Here is a 19936-nt window from a genome sequence, read left to right on the forward strand (position 1 = left end):
CGTCGCCGCGAATTCTCCCGATCCCCGGTTGAACCTTCGCCGCCCTCGCTCCGTACCTAAGCGGGAATGGACGCAGATCTTCCCCGCCGCGCCGGACGGCGCGGGGACGGTGCGGAAAGGGCATCGTCGGTCATCGACGTGCGACCGGAACGTCGCAGTGATCCTTACCCCGAAATCCATCGGTCCGCCGGGGTCACCAGTCAACTACCGGATCGAGAAGGAGAGCAATTCGATGCGCAGGTCCACACGGGCGCGCCGGTCATCCGGTAACGCGCGGAGCAAGCGTCTGCTGGCCGTGGTCGGCACGCTCGCGGTCTTCGGCGGAATCGTCGCCGTCACCCAGATCTCGTCCGCCCAGGACCGGCGGACCACCGTCCGTACCGCCTCGGCGTCCTGCGTGGCCCCGAGCCCGGGGGCCACCGCGCCGGACGGCCGGGGCAGCACCACCCGGACCTGGCAGAACGGTCGCTGGGTGCGCAACCACTGGGGTGACGGGCAGATGTCCGCGGCCGAGTGCCAGGCGGTCAAGGGTGGCAACGCCCCGGTGAACACGCTCGGCTCGACGGTGAACTGCCCCGACGTGGCCGGCAAGCTTCCGCAGGTGCCGGATCAGGCGCGTGCCGAGGTGGACCGTAACCTGGCCCTGCTGCAGAAGCAGATCGACGAGGCCAACCGCCGGCTGGCCGCCGAGGGGCGCAAGGGCCAGAACTTCATCAACAATTCCGTCCTGCGCCCGCTCGAGGACAAGCGGAAGGCGACGATCAACCGCATTGTCACCGCGATCGACCGCGTCGCCCAGCGCCCGCAGGGCCTGGACCAGCTCGCGAAGTGCACCCTCGCCTCGAATAACAACGGCGGTGCGAACAATGGTGGCCAGAACGGCGGCGGTCAGACCGGCGGGAACAGCGGCGGTCAGAACGGCGGCGGTCAGACCGGCGGGAACAACGGCGGTCAGAACGGCGGGAACAACGGCGGTCAGAACGGCGGCGGTCAGAACGGCGGCAACAACGGCGGGAATGCCCTCGGCGTCCTGGCGAACGACTGCTCGAAGACCAAGCTCGAGCCGCACGACGGCTTCCAGAAGGGCGACCGCTGTGTCAGCACCGCCTTCGGTGAGGTCGGCGCGGCGGCCAACAACCCGTCGCTGCTGATCACCGACTTCCCTGAGGAGGTGCAGGCCAACCAGCCGTTCAGCCTGCGGGTCTCCACCCGCAACCTGATCCGCGACCGGTTCCTGGCCGCCGGCCAGGGCGGCTACTACGTGGAAAGCTCGCTGCTCAACGACCAGGGCCTGGTCCGCGGACACTTCCACACCGCCTGCCGGATGCTGCAGACCACCGAGGCGGCACCGTCGAACCCACAGGACGTTCCGGCGTTCTTCGTGGCGACCGAGGACGGCGGCGGCAGCAACCAGGCCGACCAGGTGACCATCCAGATCCCCGGTCTGCCCCAGTCGGGCCTCGCGCAGTGCGCGGTCTGGGCCGGTGACGGCTCGCACCGCATCCCGATGATGGAGCGGGCCAACCAGACCCCCGCCATCGACGTGGTGCGGATCCAGGTCAACTGAGCGCCGACGGCCGGAGCCGCCCGGGCATACCGCAGGCGGCTCCGGCCGTTCCGTGCGCGCCCTTCCGGATGGGTGGCCGGCCTCAGCTGCGCCCGGCCGGCCCGGTCGCGTCGCCGACCTCGAAGCGGGCCAGGTCGGTGCAGTGCACGACCGTGGCGTCGTCCGGTACCGGCGCGGCGGGGCCGACCGGGCTGTCGGCTTCGGCCCGTCGCACGCGGCGGACGACCTCGGCCGGCCCGTCGGCGGCGAGCAGTTCCCGCAGGCCGGGCCAGTCGGTCAGGCCGTACGGGCTGACGATGCGGCTGGCGCCGTTGCTGAGCAGCGCGACACTGTCCAGCTCGCGCAGGGGCCGGCTGCCGGTCACCGCTTCCTCCGCCGCGTGCGGATCGTCCTTGGCGATCCAGTAGCCGCCCGGCTGGTTCCGACGGGCGCGCAGCGCCTCGGCACAGGAGGCGCGGATGCGGTCGTACTCCGGCGTACCCCGCGGGATGCCGTCCAGCGGCGCCGCGCAGATGTGCCGGGCCGTGACCTCGCGCTCGTCGGTGACGACCTGCGGGCCACCGCGGACCTGGCCGAGGACGAGGAAGGAGTCCGCGAGCACGAGATGGTCCAGGCGGCCCCGGTGGGCGCGGACGATGGCCACGGTAGCCTGCGGGCTGCCGGGGTTCGTGATGTGGCAGGTGCCGCGGTGCTCGGCGGCGATCTCGTCGATCGCGTCGGCGAGGACCGTCGGGAGGCCGCGCCCGTCGCCGCGCGACAGCCGGCCGAGCAGCGCGCCGCCGAGCCGGTGGGTGTACCAGGCGACGCCGTGGGAGCAGATCGAGTCGGTCCCCGGGATGCCGGCGCCGTCGAGCAGCACCGCGGCGCCGGGCACGGCGCCGGCGAAGTCCTCGTTCGGCCGGCCGGCGGTGCCGGCGCTGGTCGTCATGCTGACGTGCACCGATGGACTCCCGGGTCGGGGAGCGCGGGCCTTCCGGAGGGCCGACGCGGGACGAAGTTGGCTGCCGGGACACCCCACCCGGCTGAAAATTGTTAACGCCGGGAAAAGCCGACCGGGGTCGCGCCGATTTCTCAGCGTGACCCCGGGGTGCCCGACGGTGAACCGGGAGGGCTCAGCGGTTCTTGTAGGCCTCCACCACGGAGACGGGGATGCGGCCTCGCTCGGAAATCTCGTAGCCGTTCTTGACGGCCCATTCCCGGATGGCGCGGTTCTGCTCGCGGTCCATTCCCGAGGTGCTCGGGCGGGAGCCCCCACGCGTGGCGCGACCGGCCTCCACCGGGCCGCGCCCGATCCGCCGGCCAGCGCTGATGTACGGGTCCAGCGCCTTGCGCAGGACGCCGGCGTTCTCGTCGGAGACGTCGATCGTGTACGCCACGCCGTCCAGGCTGAACTCGACGGTCCGATCGGCCTTTCCGCCGTCGAGGTCGTCGGTCAGAACGGTGATTACTTTCCTTGCCATCGCCATTACTCCCTGTGTCGGGCGGGGTGTGGCTATGAGTTTGACGTATCTCGCGGCAATTTCGCAACAATACCCGTCCTTGGCCATTCGGCGGGTCGGGTTATCCGCGCGCCGTCAAATGCGTCTTCACGCGCGCGGCGGGCTCGGCGGCGCGGCGGCAGTGGCGTGGGTCACAAGCCGGAACAAGGGAGACGGTTTGTTACTTGAGCCTGACACGCTCAACTCAACGCGATAGCAAGTGTTCGATGGCAACTCTTCCGGTACTTCCTCTGACCGACGCCGTCCTGCTGCCCGGCATGGTCATCCCGGTGACCCTCGACCCGACCACCCAGGCCGCGGTCGACGCGGCCCGCGCCAGCGGCGACAAGACGCTGCTCGCCGTGCCCCGCCTCGACGGCGAGTACGGCTCGGTCGGCGTGATCGCCACCATCGAGAAGGTGGGTCGGCTGCCCAGCGGCGAGCCGGCCGCCGTGGTCCGCGGCCTCGCCCGGGCCCGGATCGGCTCCGGCGTGCCCGGACCGGGCGCCGCCCTCTGGGTCGAAGCGACCACCCTCGACGAACCCGCCCCGGCCGGCCGGGCCCGGGAACTCGCCCGCGAGTACCGCGCGCTGATGACCTCGGTCCTCCAGGAGCGCGGCGCGTGGCAGGTCATCGACGCCATGGAGCGGATGACCGACCTCTCCGAGCTGGCCGACGCGGCCGGCTACGCGCCCTGGCTGACCCTGGAGCAGAAGACCGAGCTGCTCGCCGCCCCGGACGTCACCGCCCGGCTGGAACTGCTGGTCGGCTGGGTGAAGGACCACCTGGCCGAGCAGGAGGTCACCGAGCGGATCAACAGCGACGTCCGCGAGGGGCTGGAGAAGTCGCAGCGCGAGTTCCTGCTCCGCCAGCAGCTCGCCGCGATCCGCAAGGAACTCGGCGAGGACGAGCCGGACGGCTCCGCCGACTACCGCTCCCGGGTGGAGTCGGCCGACCTGCCCGAGAAGGTCCGCGAGGCGGCCCTGCGCGAGGTCGGCAAGCTGGAGCGGGCCAGCGACGCCTCGCCGGAGGCGGGCTGGATCCGGACCTGGCTGGACACCGTCCTCGAGATGCCGTGGAACGCGCGTACCGAGGACAACACCGACCTGGCCGCGGCGCGTGCGGTGCTGGACGCCGACCACGCCGGCCTGGCCGATGTGAAGGACCGCATCCTGGAGTACCTGGCGGTGCGCAACCGGCGCGCCGAGCGCAACCTCGGCGTGGTCGGCGGCCGTGGCTCCGGCGCGGTGCTCGCCCTGGCCGGCCCGCCCGGCGTCGGCAAGACCAGCCTCGGTGAGTCCGTCGCGCGAGCGCTCGGCCGCACCTTCGTTCGCGTCTCCCTCGGCGGCGTCCGCGACGAGGCGGAGATCCGCGGCCACCGACGCACCTACGTCGGCGCGCTGCCCGGCCGGATCGTCCGCGCGCTGCGCGAGGCCGGCTCGATGAACCCGGTGGTGCTCCTCGACGAGGTCGACAAGCTGGCCGTCGGCTACTCCGGCGACCCGGCCGCGGCCCTGCTGGAGGTGCTCGACCCGGCGCAGAACCACACCTTCCGGGACCACTACCTGGAGGTCGACCTCGACCTGTCCGACGTGCTCTTCCTGGCGACCGCCAACGTGGTGGAGAGCATCCCCGGCCCGCTGCTGGACCGGATGGAGCTGGTCACCCTGGACGGCTACACCGAGGACGAGAAGGTGGCCATCGCCCGGGACCACCTGCTGCCCCGGCAGCGGGAGCGGGCCGGGCTGACCGCCGAGGAGGTCACCGTCAGCGACGGCGCGCTGGCGCTGATCGCGGGGGAGTACACCCGCGAGGCCGGCGTGCGGCAGCTCGAAAGGGCCCTGGCGAAGATCCTGCGCAAGGTCACCGTGGCGCTGACGTCCGACCCGGCGCCGGTCCGCGTCGACACCGACAACCTCGCCCGCTACCTGGGCCGGCCCAAGTTCACGCCGGAGTCGGCCGAGCGGACGGCCGTGCCCGGCGTGGCCACCGGCCTGGCGGTCACCGGCGCCGGCGGGGACGTGCTGTTCATCGAGGCGACCAGCATGGAGGGCGAGCCGGGGCTGACCCTCACCGGCCAGCTCGGCGACGTCATGAAGGAGTCGGCGCACATCGCGCTGTCGTACCTGCGCTCCAACGGGCGACGCCTCGGCATCGACCCGAACGCCCTCGCCGGGCGGCGGATCCACGTGCACTTCCCGGCGGGCGCAGTGCCCAAGGACGGCCCCAGCGCCGGGATCACGATGGTCACCGCGCTGGCGTCGCTGGTGACCGGCCGGCCGGTCCGCCCCGAGTTCGGGATGACCGGCGAGGTGACCCTCTCCGGCCGGGTGCTGCCCATCGGCGGCGTGAAGCAGAAGCTGCTCGCCGCCCACCGGGCCGGCCTGACCGAGGTGATCATCCCGAAGCGCAACGAGCCGGACCTGGACGACCTGCCCACCGAGGTCCGCGAGGCGCTGACCGTCCACACCCTCGCCGACGTCGCCGACGTGCTCGCCCTGGCGCTGCGCCCGGCCGAGGTCGACGCGGAGACCCTGGGCACCCAGCCGCTCGCCGCGGCCTGACCGGACCCGCACGCGGAAGCCCCCGCCGTCCCCGAGGACGGTGGGGGCTTCCCGTGTCAGGAGGAGAGCTTCCGCGCTCAGCGGCGGTCGCGGCGCTCCCGGCGGTCGCCGTCGAAGCGGCGGTCGCCGCCATCGGCGTCCCGGTCGCGGTCCCGGCGCACCGTGGCCTTGCGGCCCTTGATGGTGCTGCCGCGCAGCCCCTGGATCACCTCGTCGGCGACCCCGTACGGGACCTCGACCAGGGAGAACCGGTCGGCGATCTCGATCGAGCCGATGTCCCGGCCGCTGACCCCGGTCTCCCCGGTGATCGCCCCGACCAGGTCCTGCGGGCGTACCCCGGCGCGCCGGCCCAGGCCGATGAAGACCTGCGTGGTGCCGCCGGAGCGGGGACGCGCGCCGCCCCGCCGGTCCCGGCTGTCGTACCCGGGTCGGGGCTCGCGCGACGGGCGGACCGCGACCTGCGGGATCTCCTCGTCCTCGTCGGCCGTGCCGGGCAGGGTGGCCTCGTGGGCCAGCCGCACGGCAGCCAGCGCGACCTCCATGAGGTCGAACTCGTCGGTCAGCGACTCGACGATCGCCCGGAACGGCTCCAGGTCGTCCTCCAGCAGCGACTCCCGCAGCGCCGCCTGGGTCAGCTCCAGCCGCCGGGTACGCAGGTCCGCCACCGTGGGGATCTTGTCGACCGCGATCCGCTGGCCGGTGACCCGCTCGATGGTCTTGAGCATCCGGTGCTCGCGCGGCTCGGCCAGGGTGATCGCCACGCCCTCCCGGCCGGCCCGGCCCACCCGGCCGATCCGGTGCACGTACGACTCGGGCGCCGACGGGACGTCGTAGTTGACCACGTGGGTGAGCTGCTCCACGTCCAGCCCGCGGGCCGCCACGTCGGTGGCGACCAACAGGTCGGCGGTGCCCGACCGCAGCCGGCCCATCACCCGGTCGCGCTGCTCCTGGCTCATCCCGCCGTGCAGCGCCTCGGCCCGGTAGCCCCGGCCGTTCATCGTCTCGGTGAGCCGGTCCACCTCCTCCCGGCTGCGGCAGAACACGATCGCCGCGGTGGGCGACTCCACGTCCAGCACCCGGCCCAGGGCCGCCGGCTTGTGCGCCCGCGCGACGATGTACGCGCTCTGCCGCACCCGCGGCGCCTCGCCCGCGACCGGCCGCTCGCGCTCGATCTGGATGCGCACCGGGTCGGTCAGGTGCTGGCGGGCCAGCCCGTCGATCCGGGCCGGCATGGTGGCCGAGAAGAGCACGGTCTGCCGGCCGGCCGGGGCGTGCTCCAGGATCGCCTCGATGTCCTCGGCGAAGCCCATGTCGAGCATCTCGTCCGCCTCGTCCAGCACCACGGTGGCCAGCGCGCCCAGCCGCAGGGTGCCGCGGGCGATGTGGTCCAGCGCCCGGCCCGGCGTCGCCACCACCACGTCCACGCCGGCGTCGAGGGCACGCAGCTGCCGGCCGATCGGCTGGCCGCCGTAGATCGGCAGCACCCGGGCACCCAGGTCCTTGCCGTAGCGGTGGAACGCCTCGGAGACCTGCACCGCAAGCTCCCGGGTCGGCACCAGCACCAGCGACACCGGGTCCCCGCCGGAACGGTCGTCGGGCATCCGCTGGAGCAGCGGCAGGGCGAACGCCGCGGTCTTGCCGGTGCCGGTCGCGGCCTGCCCCAGCAGATCCTGGCCGGCGAGCAGCGGCGGGATCGCCTCCCGCTGGATCGGGGTCGGCTCCTCGTAGCCGAGGACGGCCAGCGCGTTCAGCAGTTCGGTGCGCAGCCCGAGGTCCGTGAAGGCGGCGGCCTCGTCCTCGGCGGGGTGGGCGGGATCGGTCGGGGTTGGTGCGGAACTCATGGGACAAGCCTTTCATCATCGCCACCCGGCCGTCGCGGCGACCGTCGCAAACCGTCGCCCCCACCACGTCGAGGCTGATCCGGCCGGCCCCCCGCGAGGCCGCCTGGCCCTGGCCCGGGGCCGGTCGCCAGCTGGGCGAGGTGGCGGCATCGCACCGGCCGGAGCACCGCCACCCGGCCGAGCCGGAGCCGATCAAGGCGGCGACGGCCGGGCTCAGGCGCGGGCGGGGCCGGTGTCGCGGGAGGGCGGGGCGAGGGCGGCCGGGTCGAGCGCGAGGGCCGCGGCCAGGGCGGGGCGACCGGCCGGGGTGAGGCGGACGGCCCGGCCGGCGCCGCGGGCGGTCCAGCCGACGTCGAGGAAGTGCCGGCACAGGGCGGCGCCGAGCGCGCCGGCCAGGTGGGGGCGGCGCTCGGTCCAGTCCAGGCAGTCCCGGACCAGTGGCCGCCGGCCGGCGCGCAGCGGCTCGACGGGCACGCCGAGGTCGGTCAGCCAGGTGATCCCGGTCGGGGTCAGCGCCAGGCCGCCGGCGCGGTCGAGCACGCCCCGGGCCAGCAGGGCGTCGTGCACCAGCACGCCCAGCCGGCCGGCCAGGTGGTCGTAGCAGGTCCGGGCGTACGCGAGGGAGGCCTGGGCCGACGCGGCGCGCAACGTGCGGGGCGGGGCCACCGGGGCGGGCGCCCGTCCGGCCAGGTCCTCGATGAGCTGGGCCACCGACGGGTCGGCGAGGCGGACGTACCGGTGCCGGCCCTGCCGCTCCTCGGCCAGCAGCCCGCCCCGGACCAGCCGGGTGAGGTGGTCGCTCGCGGTGGACGGGGCCACCCCGGCGGACCGGGCCAGTTCGCCCGCCGTCCAGGCCCGCCCGTCGAGCAGGGCGAGGCAGAAGCCGGCGCGGGTCGGGTCGGCGAGCAGCGCGGCGAGCCCGGCCAGCGTGCGGCCGTCGGTGGGGGTGGTCATGCGGCAATGCTGGCACGGGAACGGTTCGGTCCCCACCGACGCGTGCGCGTCGCTCTTTACATCGTTGTCTCCAACGTTGTAGAAAGCGGGGGCACCGCAGTGACCTTCGTCTACCTCCAAAGGCAGGCCTGATGGGACACCTCCACCGCGCCGGCGTGCTCGCCGCCGCTCTCGCACTGCTGCTGACCACGTCCACGGCCGCGGCGGGCGCGCCCGCCGCCGGGGCCGACCGCTACCGGAACCCGGTCTCGGCCGACTTCGCCGACACCTTCGCCGACCCGGCCGTCCTCCGTGGCGACGACGGCCTCTGGTACGCCTTCGGCACCTCCGACCCACTGCGCGAGGGCGAACGCCAGGCGCACCGGGTGCCGATCGCCCGCTCCGCCGACCTGGTCGACTGGACCTACGTGGGCGACGCCTTCGCGCCCGACCAGCGGCCGTCCTTCGCCGCACCCGGGGCCGCGTTCTGGGCGCCCGACGTGCGCCGGGTCGCCGACCGCTGGGTGATGTACGTGACCGTCACCGACACCACCGTCTCCGGCGACACCTTCGACACCGCGATCGGGGCGGCCACCGCGCCCACCCCGGCCGGACCGTGGACGTTCTCCGACGCGCCCGTGGTCGCCCCGCGGCCGGGCGGGGGCGGCGGCTACCTCTGGACCATCGACCCCAGCCAGTTCACCGATTCCGACGGCCGGTCGTACCTCTACTTCGGCAGCTACTACGGCGGGATCTCGGTCACCGAACTCTCGCCGGACGGGCTGCGCGCCGTCGGCACGCCGAGCATGGTCGCCGTCGACAACAAGTTCGAGGGCAGCTACGTGCTGCGCCACGACGGCTGGTACTGGCTGTTCGCCTCCACGGCGAACTGCTGCGCCGGCCCGGCCACCGGCTACTCCGTGCAGGTCGGCCGGGCGCGTGACCCGCGCGGGCCGTTCGTGGACCGGGACGGCCAGCGGCTGGACGTCTCCCGGGCCGGCGGCACCCCGGTGCTCACCCAGAACGGCAACCGGTGGATCGGCACCGGGCACAACGCCGTGCTCACCGACCTGTCCGGGCAGGACTGGATCGCCTACCACGCGATCGACCGGGCCGACCCGTACCTGGACGAGCCGTTCGGGATCAACGAGCGGCCGATGCTGCTGGACCGCCTGGACTGGGTGGACGGTTGGCCCACGGTCAACGCCGGCGCCGGCCCCTCCGAGGACCCCCGGCCCGCGCCGGTCACCAACGGCCGGATCGACGCCCGCTTCGACACCGCCGACCTCGGCGACTGGCGGGGCGGCGGGGGCCACTGGCGGGTGACCGGCGGCGTGCTGGCCGGCACCGGCACGCTGACCGCCCGGGCCGGGCTCGGCGGCGACGTACGCGCCGAAGCCGACCTGCGGCTCGCCGGCGCGGACGCGGCCGGGCTGCGGCTCGGCCGGGTGGAGGTCACCGTCGGCGGCGGCCGGCTCACCGCCCGGGAGAGCGGCGGCGCGACGGCGAGCGTGCCGCTGCCCGCCGGGCTCGACCTCACCGGCCGGCACAACCTGGCCGTCGAGGTACGCGACCGCCAGCTCGTCGCCGAGCTGAGCCCGGCCCGCCTCGGCGACCAGCTCGCCGTGGTGGCGCTGAAGCTCACCAAGCCGGCGGCCGGCCCGCTCGCCCTGAGCGCCGACGGCGGCACGGCCGAGTTCGACAACGTCAGCGCGGCCGCGCTGTACCGCCCGGTCCGGCACCCGGTCGCCCCGCCCCGGGTCGGTCCGGTGCTCTCCCGGTTCTCCGACGAGTTCTCCGACGGGCTCGACCCGGCCTGGCAGTGGATACGGCCGAACCCGGCCGCCACGGTGAGCGGCGGCGCGCTGCGCTGGCCGGTCGAGTCGACCGACCTGGTGGGCACCGGCAACACCGCCGGGGTGCTGCTGCGCGACGCGCCCGCAGGCGACTACGTCGCGGAGACGAAGGTGACCCTCGACCTGGGCGAGGACGTCGTCCGCAACTACCAGCAGGCCGGTCTGGTGGCGTACGTGGACGACGACCGGTTCGCCCGGCTCGCCCAGGTGGCCATCTGGAACACCCGCCAGGTCGAGTACGGCTACGAGCTGCCCTTCGCCGGCCAGCCCGTGTACGGCGGCAGCATCGTCGGCACCCCGGCCACCACGACGTGGCTGCGGCTGGCCCACCACATCGACCGGGTCACCGGCGAGCACGAGTTCCGGGCCGGGTCGAGCCGGGACGGCGCGCACTGGACGTGGGGCGCGGTCTGGACCTTCCCGGCCGACACCACGCCCCGGATCGGTCTGGTCGCGCACGGCGGCGCCACCCCGGCGCTGACCGCGGAGTTCGACTACCTGCGGTTCCACCGCTGACGGTGCGACCGGGGCCGTCCGGCTGCGGGCGGCCCCGGTCAGGCGGGGTCGTCCGGGGACGGGCGGCCCCGGTCAGGCGCCGGGGCGCGGGCAGGCCGCGGTCAGCTCGCAGACCGTCCGGGTGTCGCTGTCGTAGCTGCGCGCGGCCACGAACTCCCCGCCCGGCCGGTCCGGTCCGGCGACCGCCCGGGCCCGGCGGCGGTCGGCGTCGCGGAACCGCAGCGCCAGGCTCAGGTGCGGCACCCAGCGCCCGGGCAGGTGCCACGGGTGCGGCCCGGGCGCCCCGGCGAGCACGTCCCAGACCGCGCCGTGCAGGGCGACCAGCTGCGGCGTGGGGCGGACCAGCCAGACCAGCGGGGCGCTGCCGTCGAGAACCGCCACCCGGTCCAGCCGGGCCGGCAGCGGCAGCGCCGCGTCGCAGAGGTCGGCGAGGCGCTGCTCGGCGCCGGGCGGGAACTCGTCGACCGAGGCGAGGGTCAGGTGCGGCCGGTTGGTCGGGTGCGGGTGGCGGGCCAGGCTGGGCAGGCCGGCGGCGGCGAGGCGGTCCCACGCCGCCCGTACCGCCTCCTCCAGCTCCGGCGAGCAGAGCAGTTCGACCGTACGCACGCCGTCAGGCTAGTCGTCGGCGGTATGTGGCGGCGTCCGGTGCGGAATGCCCGCCGGGGCGAGCGGGCGACGGCGCGATCGTTCGGTCGGGGCCGAAGGGATCCGGCAATACCGTCGGGCGATGAGTTGGCCGATGATCCCGCCCGCCCCTGACACGCCGGCCTGCGGGCCGCCGGTGCCCGTCGACGACGGCTGGGTGGTCACCCGGCACGCCGAGGTCGTCGCCGTGCTGACCGATCCCCGCTATGTGGTGCCGGTCGCGCCCGGCGGGCCGCCGGGCACCCTGGCCTGGCTGCGCGGGACGGTCAGCCGGTTCAGCGCCCCGGACCGGCATCCCGGCCGGCGCGCGTTCGGGGTGGCCGCGCTCCGCGACCTCGACCCGGACGAGCTGCGCGCCGCCGCCGCCCGGCTGACCGGCGAGACGCTGGACCGACTGGCCGGGGCCGGGCAGGCGGACCGGGTGGAGGTGATGGGCCGGCTGGCACGGCGCGTACCCCTGGAGGTGCTGGCGGCGCGGCTCGGCCTGGCCGACCCGGCGGCGGCCGTGCCGGCGGTGACCGCGGTGGCCGCCGCCTACCATCCGGGCGCCGAGCCGGCGGTGGTGGCGCGCGCCGACCGGGCGGTGGCCGCGCTGCTGGCGATGTCGCCGCCGGCCCCCGCGGAGGCCGCCGCCAACCGGATCGGGCTGCTGGTGCAGGCCGCCGACGCCACCGCCGGGCTGATCGGCGCCGCCGTCCGGTACGGGCTGGCCGCGCCGGTCGCGCTCGACACCGCCGACCTGCTGGCCGAGGTGCTGCGCCTGGACCCGCCGGTGCGCGCCACCCGCCGCGTCGCGACCGACGCGGTGCGCCTGGGCGGGCGGGACATCGGCCCGGAAGCCGTGCTGCTGCTCCGCTTCGACGCGGCCAACCGGGACCCCGCCGTCCACGCGGACCCGGACCGGTTCCGCCCCGGCCGACACGTCGCGGCGCTGACCTTCGGCGCCGGGCCGCGGGGCTGTCCGGGCGAGCGGCACGCCCTCGCCCTGGCCGCCGGCGTGGTCGAGGTGCTCCGATGACCGACCGCGCCGCCGCCTTCCGTGCCCTGCACCGGCCGGGCCGGCCCCTGTTGCTGCCGAACGCCTGGGACCACGCCTCCGCCGCGGCGCTCGCCGCCCGCGGCCACCCGGCCGTGGGCACCACCAGCCTGGGGGTGGCCGCGGCCGCCGGCAAGCCGGACGGGACCGGGGCAACCCGCGACGACACCCTCGACCTGGCCCGCCGCCTTCGGGACCTGCCGGTGCTGCTCACCGTCGACATCGAGGACGGTTTCAGTGCCGATCCGGCGGCCGTGGCCGGGTACGTCGGCGAGCTGGCCGCGCTCGGCGTGGTGGGAGTGAACCTGGAGGACGGCCGGCCGGACGGCACCCTCGCACCGGTGGAACTCGCCGCCGCCAGGATCGCCGCGGTGAAGGCGGCCGTGCCGGGGCTGTTCGTCAACGCCCGCACCGACGCCTGGTGGCTGGGCGTGCCCGACCCGCTGCCGGCGGCGCTGGACCGGGCGGCGGCGTACCGGGCGGCGGGCGCGGACGGGCTGTTCGCGCCGGGCGCCCCGGACGACACCGTCGGGTCGCTGGTGGCCGAGGTGGGGCTGCCGCTCAACGTGCTGCACCGGACGGGCGGCCCGGACCTGGGCGCGCTGGCCCGGCTCGGGGTGGCCCGGGTCAGCACCGGCTCGCTGCTGTTCCGCGCCGCCCTCGGTGCGGCGCTGCACCTGGCCGACGCCGTCCGCACCGGCCGGGACGCCGGCCTGCCGGCCGCACCGGATTACGCCTGGGTGCAGGACCTCTCGTCGGGATGAGCACCTTCGGGGAGAGATAGGAGGATTGTTCAGGGAGCTGCCGATCCTGGCGATTACGGTGTGTTCAGGTTCGACTACGCCGTGTCTTGCCCGGAGAGGGGCCGACCATGCGAGTGCCCAGCCGAAGCCCCGGCCACCAGCCCGGGCCCGCCGTCGCTTCCGCCGCCCCCGCCCGCCGACTGCCCCCGGCCGCCGGCCCGCGTACCGGGCCCGGGGAGCCGGACCTGGCCGCGTACCGGGCCGCGGTGGCGGAGCTGCTGGTCGAGGTGGGCGCCCTGGCGGACGCCCCGTCGACCACGGCCCGCCAGGTGCTGCTCGACCAGCGGCTGCGTGAGCCGGCCATCGCCGCCGTCCTCGACGCCACCCCGCAGGGGTTCGTCGGCGCCCGGGAGACCCTGCTGCTGGAGATGGCCAGATACCAGCCGAACACCCGCAGCTCGGCGCACGACCTCACCGCGCTGGTCCGGATCTACCTGCTCTCCCGGATCGACGTGATGTGGTGGCGGGACACCGGGACCTTCCTCACCGACGGCCAGGTCGACACCAGCACCGACCTGGTCGACCTGGAGTGGCTGCGCCGGCGCGGGCTGCTCGCCTTCCGCTACCAGCAGCAGCCCGCCACGGCCCTCGGTCGAGGGCTGCGCGCGGTCCAGCGGAGGCTGCGCCCGGACGCCACCCCGCGTACCGCCGGGTTGCGGTTCCGCCGGGCGCGGCGCGAGGTGATCGCGCTGCTCAACGACGTGGGCCGGGAGTTCGCCGCGGCGGTCGGGCCCGGCACCCCGGCGCTCTGGGTGACCAGCCTCGCGCGCAGCGCCGAGCACCAGTACCGGCTGCGCCGGCTCGGCTACGCCGCCTTGGTGCCCAGCGGGCACTGCCTCGGCTGGGCGGCCGACGTGGAGCTGGAGTGGTACGGACGGTTCGGCGCCCGGGACGTCCTCGCCGAGCTGCTGCTGGCCCGGCAGGAGGCCGGTGAGATCAACGTGGTCGACGAGGGCCAGGCCTGGCACCTCTGCCTCGCGCCCGTCGCCCGCCGCCGGTTCCGGCGCGCCTACGAGGCCGAGATGGGGATGTGAGCGGATGTGCGGGATCGCGCTGAGCATCGGCCCCGAGGCCGATCCGGCCCTCTTCCGGCGGATGCTGGCCGTCCTCGCCCCGCGCGGCGAGGTGACCGAGACGCGGCAGGAGGACGGCCTGCTCGCCGGCGTACGCCGGTTGCGGGTGGTGGACCGCGAGCGGGCGGTGCAGCCGTGGGTCTCGCCCGACGAGCGGCACGTCCTCTGCTACAACGGCGAGGTCTTCAACCACCACGAGCTGCGCGCGGAGCTGACGCGGCTCGGGCACGAGTTCCGCACCACGGGCGACACCGAGGTGGTGCTCACCGCCTTCCGGCAGTGGGGTGCGGAGGCGGTCCGCCGGCTGCGCGGCGAGTACGCCTTCGCCGTGGTGGAGCGGGCCACCGGCCGGGCCTACCTGGCCCGGGACCCGCTCGGGGTGAAGCCGCTCTACTGGTCGCGCGGCCCGGGCTGCCTGCACGTCGCCTCGGAGGTGAAGGCGCTGGTCGGGCACGGCGCGCCGATCAGTGAGGTGCCGCCGGGGCACCACGGCTGGGCCGAGCCCGACGGGCCCGTCCGGCTGAGCCCGTACGTCGACCTGCTCACCCTCGGCGCCGGGCTGCCGGTGATCGACGACCCGGACGAGGCCGCCCTGCTCGTCCGGGTCGCGCTCACCGACAGCATGCGGGTACGGCTGGACACCGACCTGACCGTCGGGGTGGTGCTCTCCGGCGGTCTGGCCAGCTCGCTGGCCCTGCTGCACGCCACCCGGCTGCACCCGGACTGCGTGGCGGTCACGGTCGGCGTGCCGGACAGCCCGGACGTGGCGTACGCCCGGCGGCTCGCCGCCGACCTGGGCGTGCCGCACGAGGTGATCGAGCTGCGCCCGCGCGACATCCGGCTGGCCGACGTACGCGAGGCGATCCGGATCTCCGAGCTGACCGAGTACGGCGACATCATCAACGCCGTGGTCTCCGTGCCGATCTTCCGGCGGCTGCGGGAGCTGGGCGTCAAGGTGGTGCTCACCGGCGACGGCTCCGACGAGCTGTTCGGCGGCTACCCGATGTACCACCAGGTCGGCCCGGAGCGGTCCCGCCGGCTCTTCCTCCACAAGATCCGCAACCTGTGCCGGACCGAGCTGCAGCGGGTGGACCGGGCCAGCATGGGGCACGGCGTGGAGGCCCGGGTGCCCTTCCTCGACCTCAGCGTGGTCGAGCTGGCCAAGCGGCTGCCGCTGGACCTCAAGCTGCGCGACGGGCAGGAGAAGTGGATCGTCCGGCGGGCCTTCGCCGACCTGCTGCCCGACTACATCCGGCGCCGGCCGAAGAACCCGATGTCGTACTCGTCGGGGCTGCACGAGCGGGCCCGGCTCTACAAGCCGCTCTTCGCCCGGCTGCACCGATCCTTCGGCTACCAGCTGCTCGAACCCGTCCGGCGCGACTTCGACAGCGTGCTCACCCGGTGCGGCAACGACCTGGACCGGGCCATCGCCGACGGGCTGGCCCGCCCCGACTACACGGTGCTGGAGCACGCCCGGGACCTGGTCGGCGCGGCGAAGTGGAACGCCGTGCCGGTGGTCCGGCGCATGGTCGGCCCGCGCGTCGTGCGTCGCGTCGCGTCCCGTCCGTGACCCCGAGCCTCGACCACGCGAGGTCCGATCGCCGCCAGCCATCGGCCGCCGGCCGGGCCAGGCTGGACGCATGACGAGGACGCGCACCAGGTACCTGATCCAACCCGTGCCCGCCGAGGTGCTGGCCGAGGTGCGGCGGTCCGGCCGCGACGCCTCCGGCCAGCCGCCCGAGCGGTGCTGCGCCGAGGGCGGCGAGCCGCTGCGCTGCTGCCTCCGCGACGCCGCCCCGGGCGAGTCGCTGCTGCTCTTCGGGTACGCCCCGCAGCTGCCGCCCGGCCCGTACCGGGAGGTGGGGCCGATCTTCGCGCACGCGGCCGACTGCCCCGGCCCGGCGGACGTGACGGCGTATCCGGCCGACTGGCGGGGGCGACCCCAGGTGCTGCGGGCGTACGACCGGCGGGGCCGGATCGTCGGCGGCCGGCGGCACGACGGCGACGACCCGGAGGCGGTCGTCGCCGAACTGCTGGCCGACCCCACGGTGGATCGCCTGCACAGCCGCAACGTGGTGTACGGCTGCTACATGTTCACCGTGGTCCGCGGCTGAGCCGGGCGTGACCGGCGGCGGCCCGGGTATCAGCCCGGCATGACCGGACTGGACGCGATCGTGGTGGGGCAGGTGGCCCGGGACCTCGTGCTGCGGGTGGACGAGGTGCCCGGCCCGTCCGGGACGGCCCCGGTGCGCTGCCGGCGGGAACTGCTCGGCGGCAAGGGTGCCAACCAGGCCGTCGGATTGGCCCAGCTCGGCGTGCGGGTCGGGCTGCTCGGCGTGGTCGGCGAGGACGAGGTCGGTGACCGGCTGCTGGGCCGGGCCCGCAGCGACGGCATCGACGTCGCGCCGGTGCTGCGCCGGCCGGACACGCCGAGCGCGCTGATCGTGGACGTGGTGGACGGCCGGGGCCGCTGGCGGTACCTGGAGGACATCCCCGAGGCGACCCTGCTCACCGAGGCGGACGTGACCGGCGCCGCCGGGATGCTGCGGGCCGCCCGCGCCGTGGTCGTCCAGCTCCAGCAGCCGCTGCCGGCGGCGCTCGCGGCGGTCCGGCACGCCAGTGACGCCGGCCGGCTCGTGGTGCTCGACGGGGCGCCGGACGACCCGGACGGCGCGGCGGAGCTGCTGTCCCGGGCGGACGTGCTGCGGGCCGACGCGCGGGAGGCCGGCCTGCTGCTGGGCGGCGACCCGCCGAAGGACGCCGAGGCGGGCCTGGGCGCCGGCCGGGAGCTGGCCGCCCGGGGGCCGGCGCTGGTCGCGGTCGAGGTGGCGGGGGAGGGGAACGCCTTCGTCTGGCCGGACGGGGAGTTGTTCGTGCCGCTGAGCGAGACGCCCACGGTGGACAGCACCGGGGCCGGGGACGCCTTCGTCGCCGCCGTCACGGCCGGCCTGCTCCGCGACGACCCGTACCCCCGGATCGCCCGGTACGCGGTCGCGGCGGCCGGCGCGACCGTCGGCCACGTCGGGGGTCGGCCCGCCCTCACCCGGGAGGCGATCGAGGCGCAGCTGGCCCGGATCCCCGACCGCTGATGTCCCCGATGGACAACCGTCGCCGCCTCTTCTAGCGTCGCGGGCATGCGGAGGACCCTGCTCGCCACCGGGCTCGCGCTGCTCCTCGTGACCACCGGCTGCGCCGAGAGCCGCCGGCCCGCCGTGCCGGCCGGGGCCGGCACGCCGACCGCCTCCCGGCAGGACGCCGGCCAGGTCGAGCAGACCCTGGCCAGCCTGCGCCGGGTCGACGACCTGCCCCTGTACGAGATGACCTACGTCGGCGACTACGACCCCACCGTCGGCGTCGCGGGCACCCCGCAGGCGACCCCGTTCGGCTGCTCGCTCTTCGCCGCCGGCGGGGACCGGAACCGGCCGCTGTTCGCCCGCAACTTCGACTGGGACGCGAACCCCGCGCTGGTGCTGCGCACCGACCCGCCGGACGGCTATGCCTCGATCTCCCTGGTGGACATCTCCTACCTCGGGGTCACGGCCGATCCGGCCGGCGACCGCCGGCTGCTGAACGCGCCGCTGCTGCCCTTCGACGGCATGAACGAGCGGGGCCTGGCCGTCGGGCTGGCCGCCGACGACGGCGCGACCGCCGAGCCGGTGCCGGGCCGGCCCACCATCGGCTCGGTGCGCGTCCTGCGCCTGGTGCTGGACTCCGCCGCCACGGTGGACGAGGCGATCGCCGTGTTCGGGCGTTACAACCTGGACTTCGAGGGCGGCCCGCCGCTGCATTACCTGATCGCCGACGCCGGCGGGGCGTCCGCCGTGGTCGAGTTCGTGGACGGCGGGATGCGGGCCGAGAAGGGCCGGGGCGCCTGGCAGGCGCTGACCAACGTGCCGGCCGTCGGGGTGGCCGACCGGGACCTGCGCAACGACCACCGTTACGGGGTGCTGGCCGAGGCGCTGGACCGGGCCGGCGGCGCGGTGGACGCCCCGGCGGCGCTGCGCCTGCTCGACGCCGTGCGGCAGCCGCACACCCGCTGGTCCGTGACGTACGGGCTGCGCACCGGCGAGGTGCGGCTGGTCGCCGCGGGCGGTGGCGAGCGCGACTACCGCCTGCCGATGAGCTGAGCCGGGCCCGACCCCCGACGGGGGCCGGGCCCGGCCGGCGGGTCACCAGCTCAGGTAGCCCGTCTGGGTCTGCACGTTCAGCTCGGGCACCCGGATCAGCCGGGCCACCCAGGTACGCGGATCGCGCAGCTCCAGCACGTCCAGGCCCTTCTGGATGTCACTGGAGTAGATGTGGCCGTTGTACCAGTAGGCCGACCAGGAGCCGCCGGTGCGGAGCTGACCGGCGTCCAGGGGACCCCGCTCCCAGAAGGCGATCTCCTTGGGGTGCCGGGAGTCGGTGAAGTCCCAGACCGAGATGCCACCCTGGTACCAGGCCTGGACCATGATGTCGCGACCGGGCACCGGCACCAGGGAGCCGTTGTGCGCCACGCAGTTCTCGGTGTCGGCGTTGGCCCGGGGGATCTTGTAGTAGCTGCGGAACTCCAGCCGGCGGTTGTCGCCGCGACCGGTGAGGTCGTAGATGGCGTCCGCGCCGCGGTTCGGCCCGGTGGCCTCGTTGCAGGTCGCGGCGCCACCGCCGCCCAGCTCGTCGGTGAAGACCACCTTGGTGCCGGAGTTGTTGAAGGTCGCCGAGTGCCAGAAGGCGAAGTTCTCGGTGTCCCGGACCCGCTCGAGCACCCGCGGCGCTTCGCGGTTCGCGATGTCGAGCAGGATGCCGTCGCCCATGCAGGCGCCGGCGGCGATGTCCTTCGCCGGGTACGCGGTGATGTCGTGGCAGCCGGTGGTGGCCGACTTCTCACCCGGGATGCCCGGGTAGCCGCCGTCCGGGAAGAGGTTCGGGGTGGCCACCACGGCGGCGTCGGTCGGCGTCCGCAGCGGCACCTTCACGATGGAGATCGAGTCGTGCGGCGGCTGGCAGTCCGGGAACTCGGCCCGCGGGCTGTACGACGAGACGTACAGGTAGACGGTCCGGCGGTCTTTACCCGGCACCAGCGTGTGGGTGTGCGAGCCGCAGGCGGTCTCCACCGATTTGATGTAGCGCGGGCTGCGCTTGTCGCTGATGTCGAAGATCTTGATGCCCTCCCACGACCCCGCCTCGGAGGCGGGCTGGGCGACGCTGTTGCACGAGTCGTCGCTGCGGGAGGAGTCGGTGGACAGGAACAGCAGGTCATCGTGGACCGAGACGTCGTTCTGGGAGCCGGGGCAGAGCACCTGCGACACGATCGTCGGCGCGCTCGGCCGGGAGACGTCGTAGATGACGAAACCGTCGTAGTTGCCGGCGAAGGCGTACCGGCCCTGGAACGCGATGTCGGTGCCGAACGCCGCGGACGTGTCGAACGGCGCCTGCTTCGGCAGGTTGGCGACCTGGCGCAGGTTGGGGCTGCTGGAGACCTCGTCGACCCCGGGGACGGCGCTGTCCACGGTGGCCGGTGCGGCCTGCGCCCGGGGGATTTCCTGGGCGCTGCTGGGTGGGGCGGTGACGACGCCGGCGAGGAGCAGGCCGGCGGCGGCGAGGCTGACGATCCGGGTTCGGGACGTACGGATGCTGATCATCGG

16 protein-coding genes are annotated in these 19936 nt (G+C 75.0%); 10 read left to right on the forward strand and 6 right to left on the reverse strand.

The window, feature by feature from the left end; translation table 11 throughout:
* Positions 1 to 232 precede the first annotated feature (232 nt).
* Positions 233 to 1567 carry a hypothetical protein gene (locus ACFYPD_RS07310; protein ID WP_387109963.1) on the forward strand — a complete coding sequence of 445 codons (1335 nt, stop codon included), beginning with the start codon at positions 233 to 235 and terminating at the stop codon, positions 1565 to 1567.
* Positions 1568 to 1649: 82 nt separating this feature from the next.
* Here the strand turns inward: ACFYPD_RS07310 and ACFYPD_RS07315 are convergent, their stop codons facing one another.
* The gene (locus ACFYPD_RS07315; RefSeq protein WP_387109965.1) at positions 1650 to 2495 is read right to left on the reverse strand and encodes a hypothetical protein; all 846 of its coding nucleotides are present in this window, start codon (positions 2493 to 2495) and stop codon (positions 1650 to 1652) included.
* Between the two features lie 184 nt (positions 2496 to 2679).
* On the reverse strand, positions 2680 to 3027 hold the full coding sequence (locus tag ACFYPD_RS07320; protein WP_387109967.1) for an Lsr2 family protein: 348 nt from the start codon (positions 3025 to 3027) through the stop codon (positions 2680 to 2682).
* A 245-nt stretch (positions 3028 to 3272) separates the two neighbouring features.
* Between ACFYPD_RS07320 and lon the strand changes: the two genes are divergently transcribed.
* Positions 3273 to 5609 carry an endopeptidase La gene (lon, locus tag ACFYPD_RS07325; protein WP_387109969.1) on the forward strand — a complete coding sequence of 779 codons (2337 nt, stop codon included), beginning with the start codon at positions 3273 to 3275 and terminating at the stop codon, positions 5607 to 5609.
* Between the two features lie 77 nt (positions 5610 to 5686).
* On the opposite strand, the gene ACFYPD_RS07330 is transcribed toward lon, so the two are convergent.
* Both ACFYPD_RS07330 and ACFYPD_RS07335 read right to left on the reverse strand, forming a co-directional pair.
* Entirely contained in the window at positions 5687 to 7450 is a 1764-nt protein-coding gene (locus ACFYPD_RS07330; protein ID WP_387109971.1) for a DEAD/DEAH box helicase, read from the reverse strand.
* Between the two features lie 213 nt (positions 7451 to 7663).
* Complete coding sequence (locus ACFYPD_RS07335; protein WP_387109973.1) at positions 7664 to 8404, reverse strand: ArsR/SmtB family transcription factor; 741 nt, start codon at positions 8402 to 8404, stop codon at positions 7664 to 7666.
* Positions 8405 to 8535: 131 nt separating this feature from the next.
* Between ACFYPD_RS07335 and ACFYPD_RS07340 the strand changes: the two genes are divergently transcribed.
* Positions 8536 to 10755, forward strand: coding sequence for a family 43 glycosylhydrolase (locus ACFYPD_RS07340; RefSeq protein ID WP_387109975.1), 2220 nt, complete (start codon positions 8536 to 8538; stop codon positions 10753 to 10755).
* Between the two features lie 72 nt (positions 10756 to 10827).
* Here the strand turns inward: ACFYPD_RS07340 and ACFYPD_RS07345 are convergent, their stop codons facing one another.
* A complete protein-coding gene (locus ACFYPD_RS07345; protein ID WP_387109977.1) occupies positions 10828 to 11361 on the reverse strand; it encodes a 2'-5' RNA ligase family protein in 534 nt (177 codons plus the stop codon).
* Positions 11362 to 11482: 121 nt separating this feature from the next.
* Between ACFYPD_RS07345 and ACFYPD_RS07350 the strand changes: the two genes are divergently transcribed.
* The 7 genes from ACFYPD_RS07350 to ACFYPD_RS07380 all read left to right on the forward strand — a co-directional run bounded on the left by ACFYPD_RS07350 (position 11483) and on the right by ACFYPD_RS07380 (position 18439).
* Positions 11483 to 12418, forward strand: a complete 936-nt coding sequence (locus tag ACFYPD_RS07350) for a cytochrome P450 (protein WP_387109979.1) — start codon at positions 11483 to 11485, stop codon at positions 12416 to 12418.
* Positions 12415 to 13200: an isocitrate lyase/phosphoenolpyruvate mutase family protein gene (locus ACFYPD_RS07355; RefSeq protein ID WP_387109981.1), complete on the forward strand. Its 786-nt coding sequence runs from the start codon at positions 12415 to 12417 to the stop codon at positions 13198 to 13200. Before ACFYPD_RS07350 ends, ACFYPD_RS07355 begins: the two co-directional genes overlap by 4 nt.
* A gap of 107 nt (positions 13201 to 13307) precedes the next feature.
* A complete protein-coding gene (locus tag ACFYPD_RS07360; protein WP_387109983.1) occupies positions 13308 to 14273 on the forward strand; it encodes a hypothetical protein in 966 nt (321 codons plus the stop codon).
* Positions 14274 to 14277: 4 nt separating this feature from the next.
* Entirely contained in the window at positions 14278 to 15882 is a 1605-nt protein-coding gene (locus tag ACFYPD_RS07365) for an asparagine synthetase B family protein (protein ID WP_387109985.1), read from the forward strand.
* A 70-nt stretch (positions 15883 to 15952) separates the two neighbouring features.
* Positions 15953 to 16426, forward strand: a complete 474-nt coding sequence (locus ACFYPD_RS07370) for a DUF1203 domain-containing protein (RefSeq protein ID WP_387109987.1) — start codon at positions 15953 to 15955, stop codon at positions 16424 to 16426.
* 39 nt (positions 16427 to 16465) lie between these two features.
* Positions 16466 to 17401 (forward strand): PfkB family carbohydrate kinase, encoded by a 936-nt coding sequence (locus tag ACFYPD_RS07375; protein ID WP_387109989.1) that lies wholly within the window; start codon positions 16466 to 16468, stop codon positions 17399 to 17401.
* A 45-nt stretch (positions 17402 to 17446) separates the two neighbouring features.
* Positions 17447 to 18439, forward strand: coding sequence for a linear amide C-N hydrolase (locus ACFYPD_RS07380; protein ID WP_387109991.1), 993 nt, complete (start codon positions 17447 to 17449; stop codon positions 18437 to 18439).
* Between the two features lie 42 nt (positions 18440 to 18481).
* Here ACFYPD_RS07380 and ACFYPD_RS07385 read toward each other — a convergent pair whose 3' ends face one another.
* Positions 18482 to 19933: an LVIVD repeat-containing protein gene (locus ACFYPD_RS07385; protein WP_387109993.1), complete on the reverse strand. Its 1452-nt coding sequence runs from the start codon at positions 19931 to 19933 to the stop codon at positions 18482 to 18484.
* Positions 19934 to 19936 lie beyond the last annotated feature (3 nt).

Origin of the sequence: Micromonospora sp. NPDC005299 (assembly GCF_042872345.1) — a bacterium.
GTDB lineage: Bacteria > Actinomycetota > Actinomycetes > Mycobacteriales > Micromonosporaceae > Micromonospora.

Bases quoted from the DNA above. Each gene is read 5' to 3' on its own strand.
- ACFYPD_RS07310 (WP_387109963.1), top strand. From the start codon at position 233: ATGCGCAGGTCCACACGGGCGCGCCGGTCATCCGGTAACGCGCGGAGC.
- ACFYPD_RS07335 (WP_387109973.1), bottom strand. From the start codon at position 8,404: ATGACCACCCCCACCGACGGCCGCACGCTGGCCGGGCTCGCCGCGCTG.
- ACFYPD_RS07350 (WP_387109979.1), top strand. From the start codon at position 11,483: ATGAGTTGGCCGATGATCCCGCCCGCCCCTGACACGCCGGCCTGCGGG.
- ACFYPD_RS07370 (WP_387109987.1), top strand. From the start codon at position 15,953: ATGACGAGGACGCGCACCAGGTACCTGATCCAACCCGTGCCCGCCGAG.
- ACFYPD_RS07315 (WP_387109965.1), bottom strand. From the start codon at position 2,495: ATGACGACCAGCGCCGGCACCGCCGGCCGGCCGAACGAGGACTTCGCC.
- lon (WP_387109969.1), top strand. From the start codon at position 3,273: ATGGCAACTCTTCCGGTACTTCCTCTGACCGACGCCGTCCTGCTGCCC.
- ACFYPD_RS07355 (WP_387109981.1), top strand. From the start codon at position 12,415: ATGACCGACCGCGCCGCCGCCTTCCGTGCCCTGCACCGGCCGGGCCGG.
- ACFYPD_RS07365 (WP_387109985.1), top strand. From the start codon at position 14,278: ATGTGCGGGATCGCGCTGAGCATCGGCCCCGAGGCCGATCCGGCCCTC.
- ACFYPD_RS07340 (WP_387109975.1), top strand. From the start codon at position 8,536: ATGGGACACCTCCACCGCGCCGGCGTGCTCGCCGCCGCTCTCGCACTG.
- ACFYPD_RS07320 (WP_387109967.1), bottom strand. From the start codon at position 3,027: ATGGCAAGGAAAGTAATCACCGTTCTGACCGACGACCTCGACGGCGGA.
- ACFYPD_RS07360 (WP_387109983.1), top strand. From the start codon at position 13,308: ATGCGAGTGCCCAGCCGAAGCCCCGGCCACCAGCCCGGGCCCGCCGTC.
- ACFYPD_RS07330 (WP_387109971.1), bottom strand. From the start codon at position 7,450: ATGAGTTCCGCACCAACCCCGACCGATCCCGCCCACCCCGCCGAGGAC.
- ACFYPD_RS07380 (WP_387109991.1), top strand. From the start codon at position 17,447: ATGCGGAGGACCCTGCTCGCCACCGGGCTCGCGCTGCTCCTCGTGACC.
- ACFYPD_RS07385 (WP_387109993.1), bottom strand. From the start codon at position 19,933: ATGATCAGCATCCGTACGTCCCGAACCCGGATCGTCAGCCTCGCCGCC.
- ACFYPD_RS07375 (WP_387109989.1), top strand. From the start codon at position 16,466: ATGACCGGACTGGACGCGATCGTGGTGGGGCAGGTGGCCCGGGACCTC.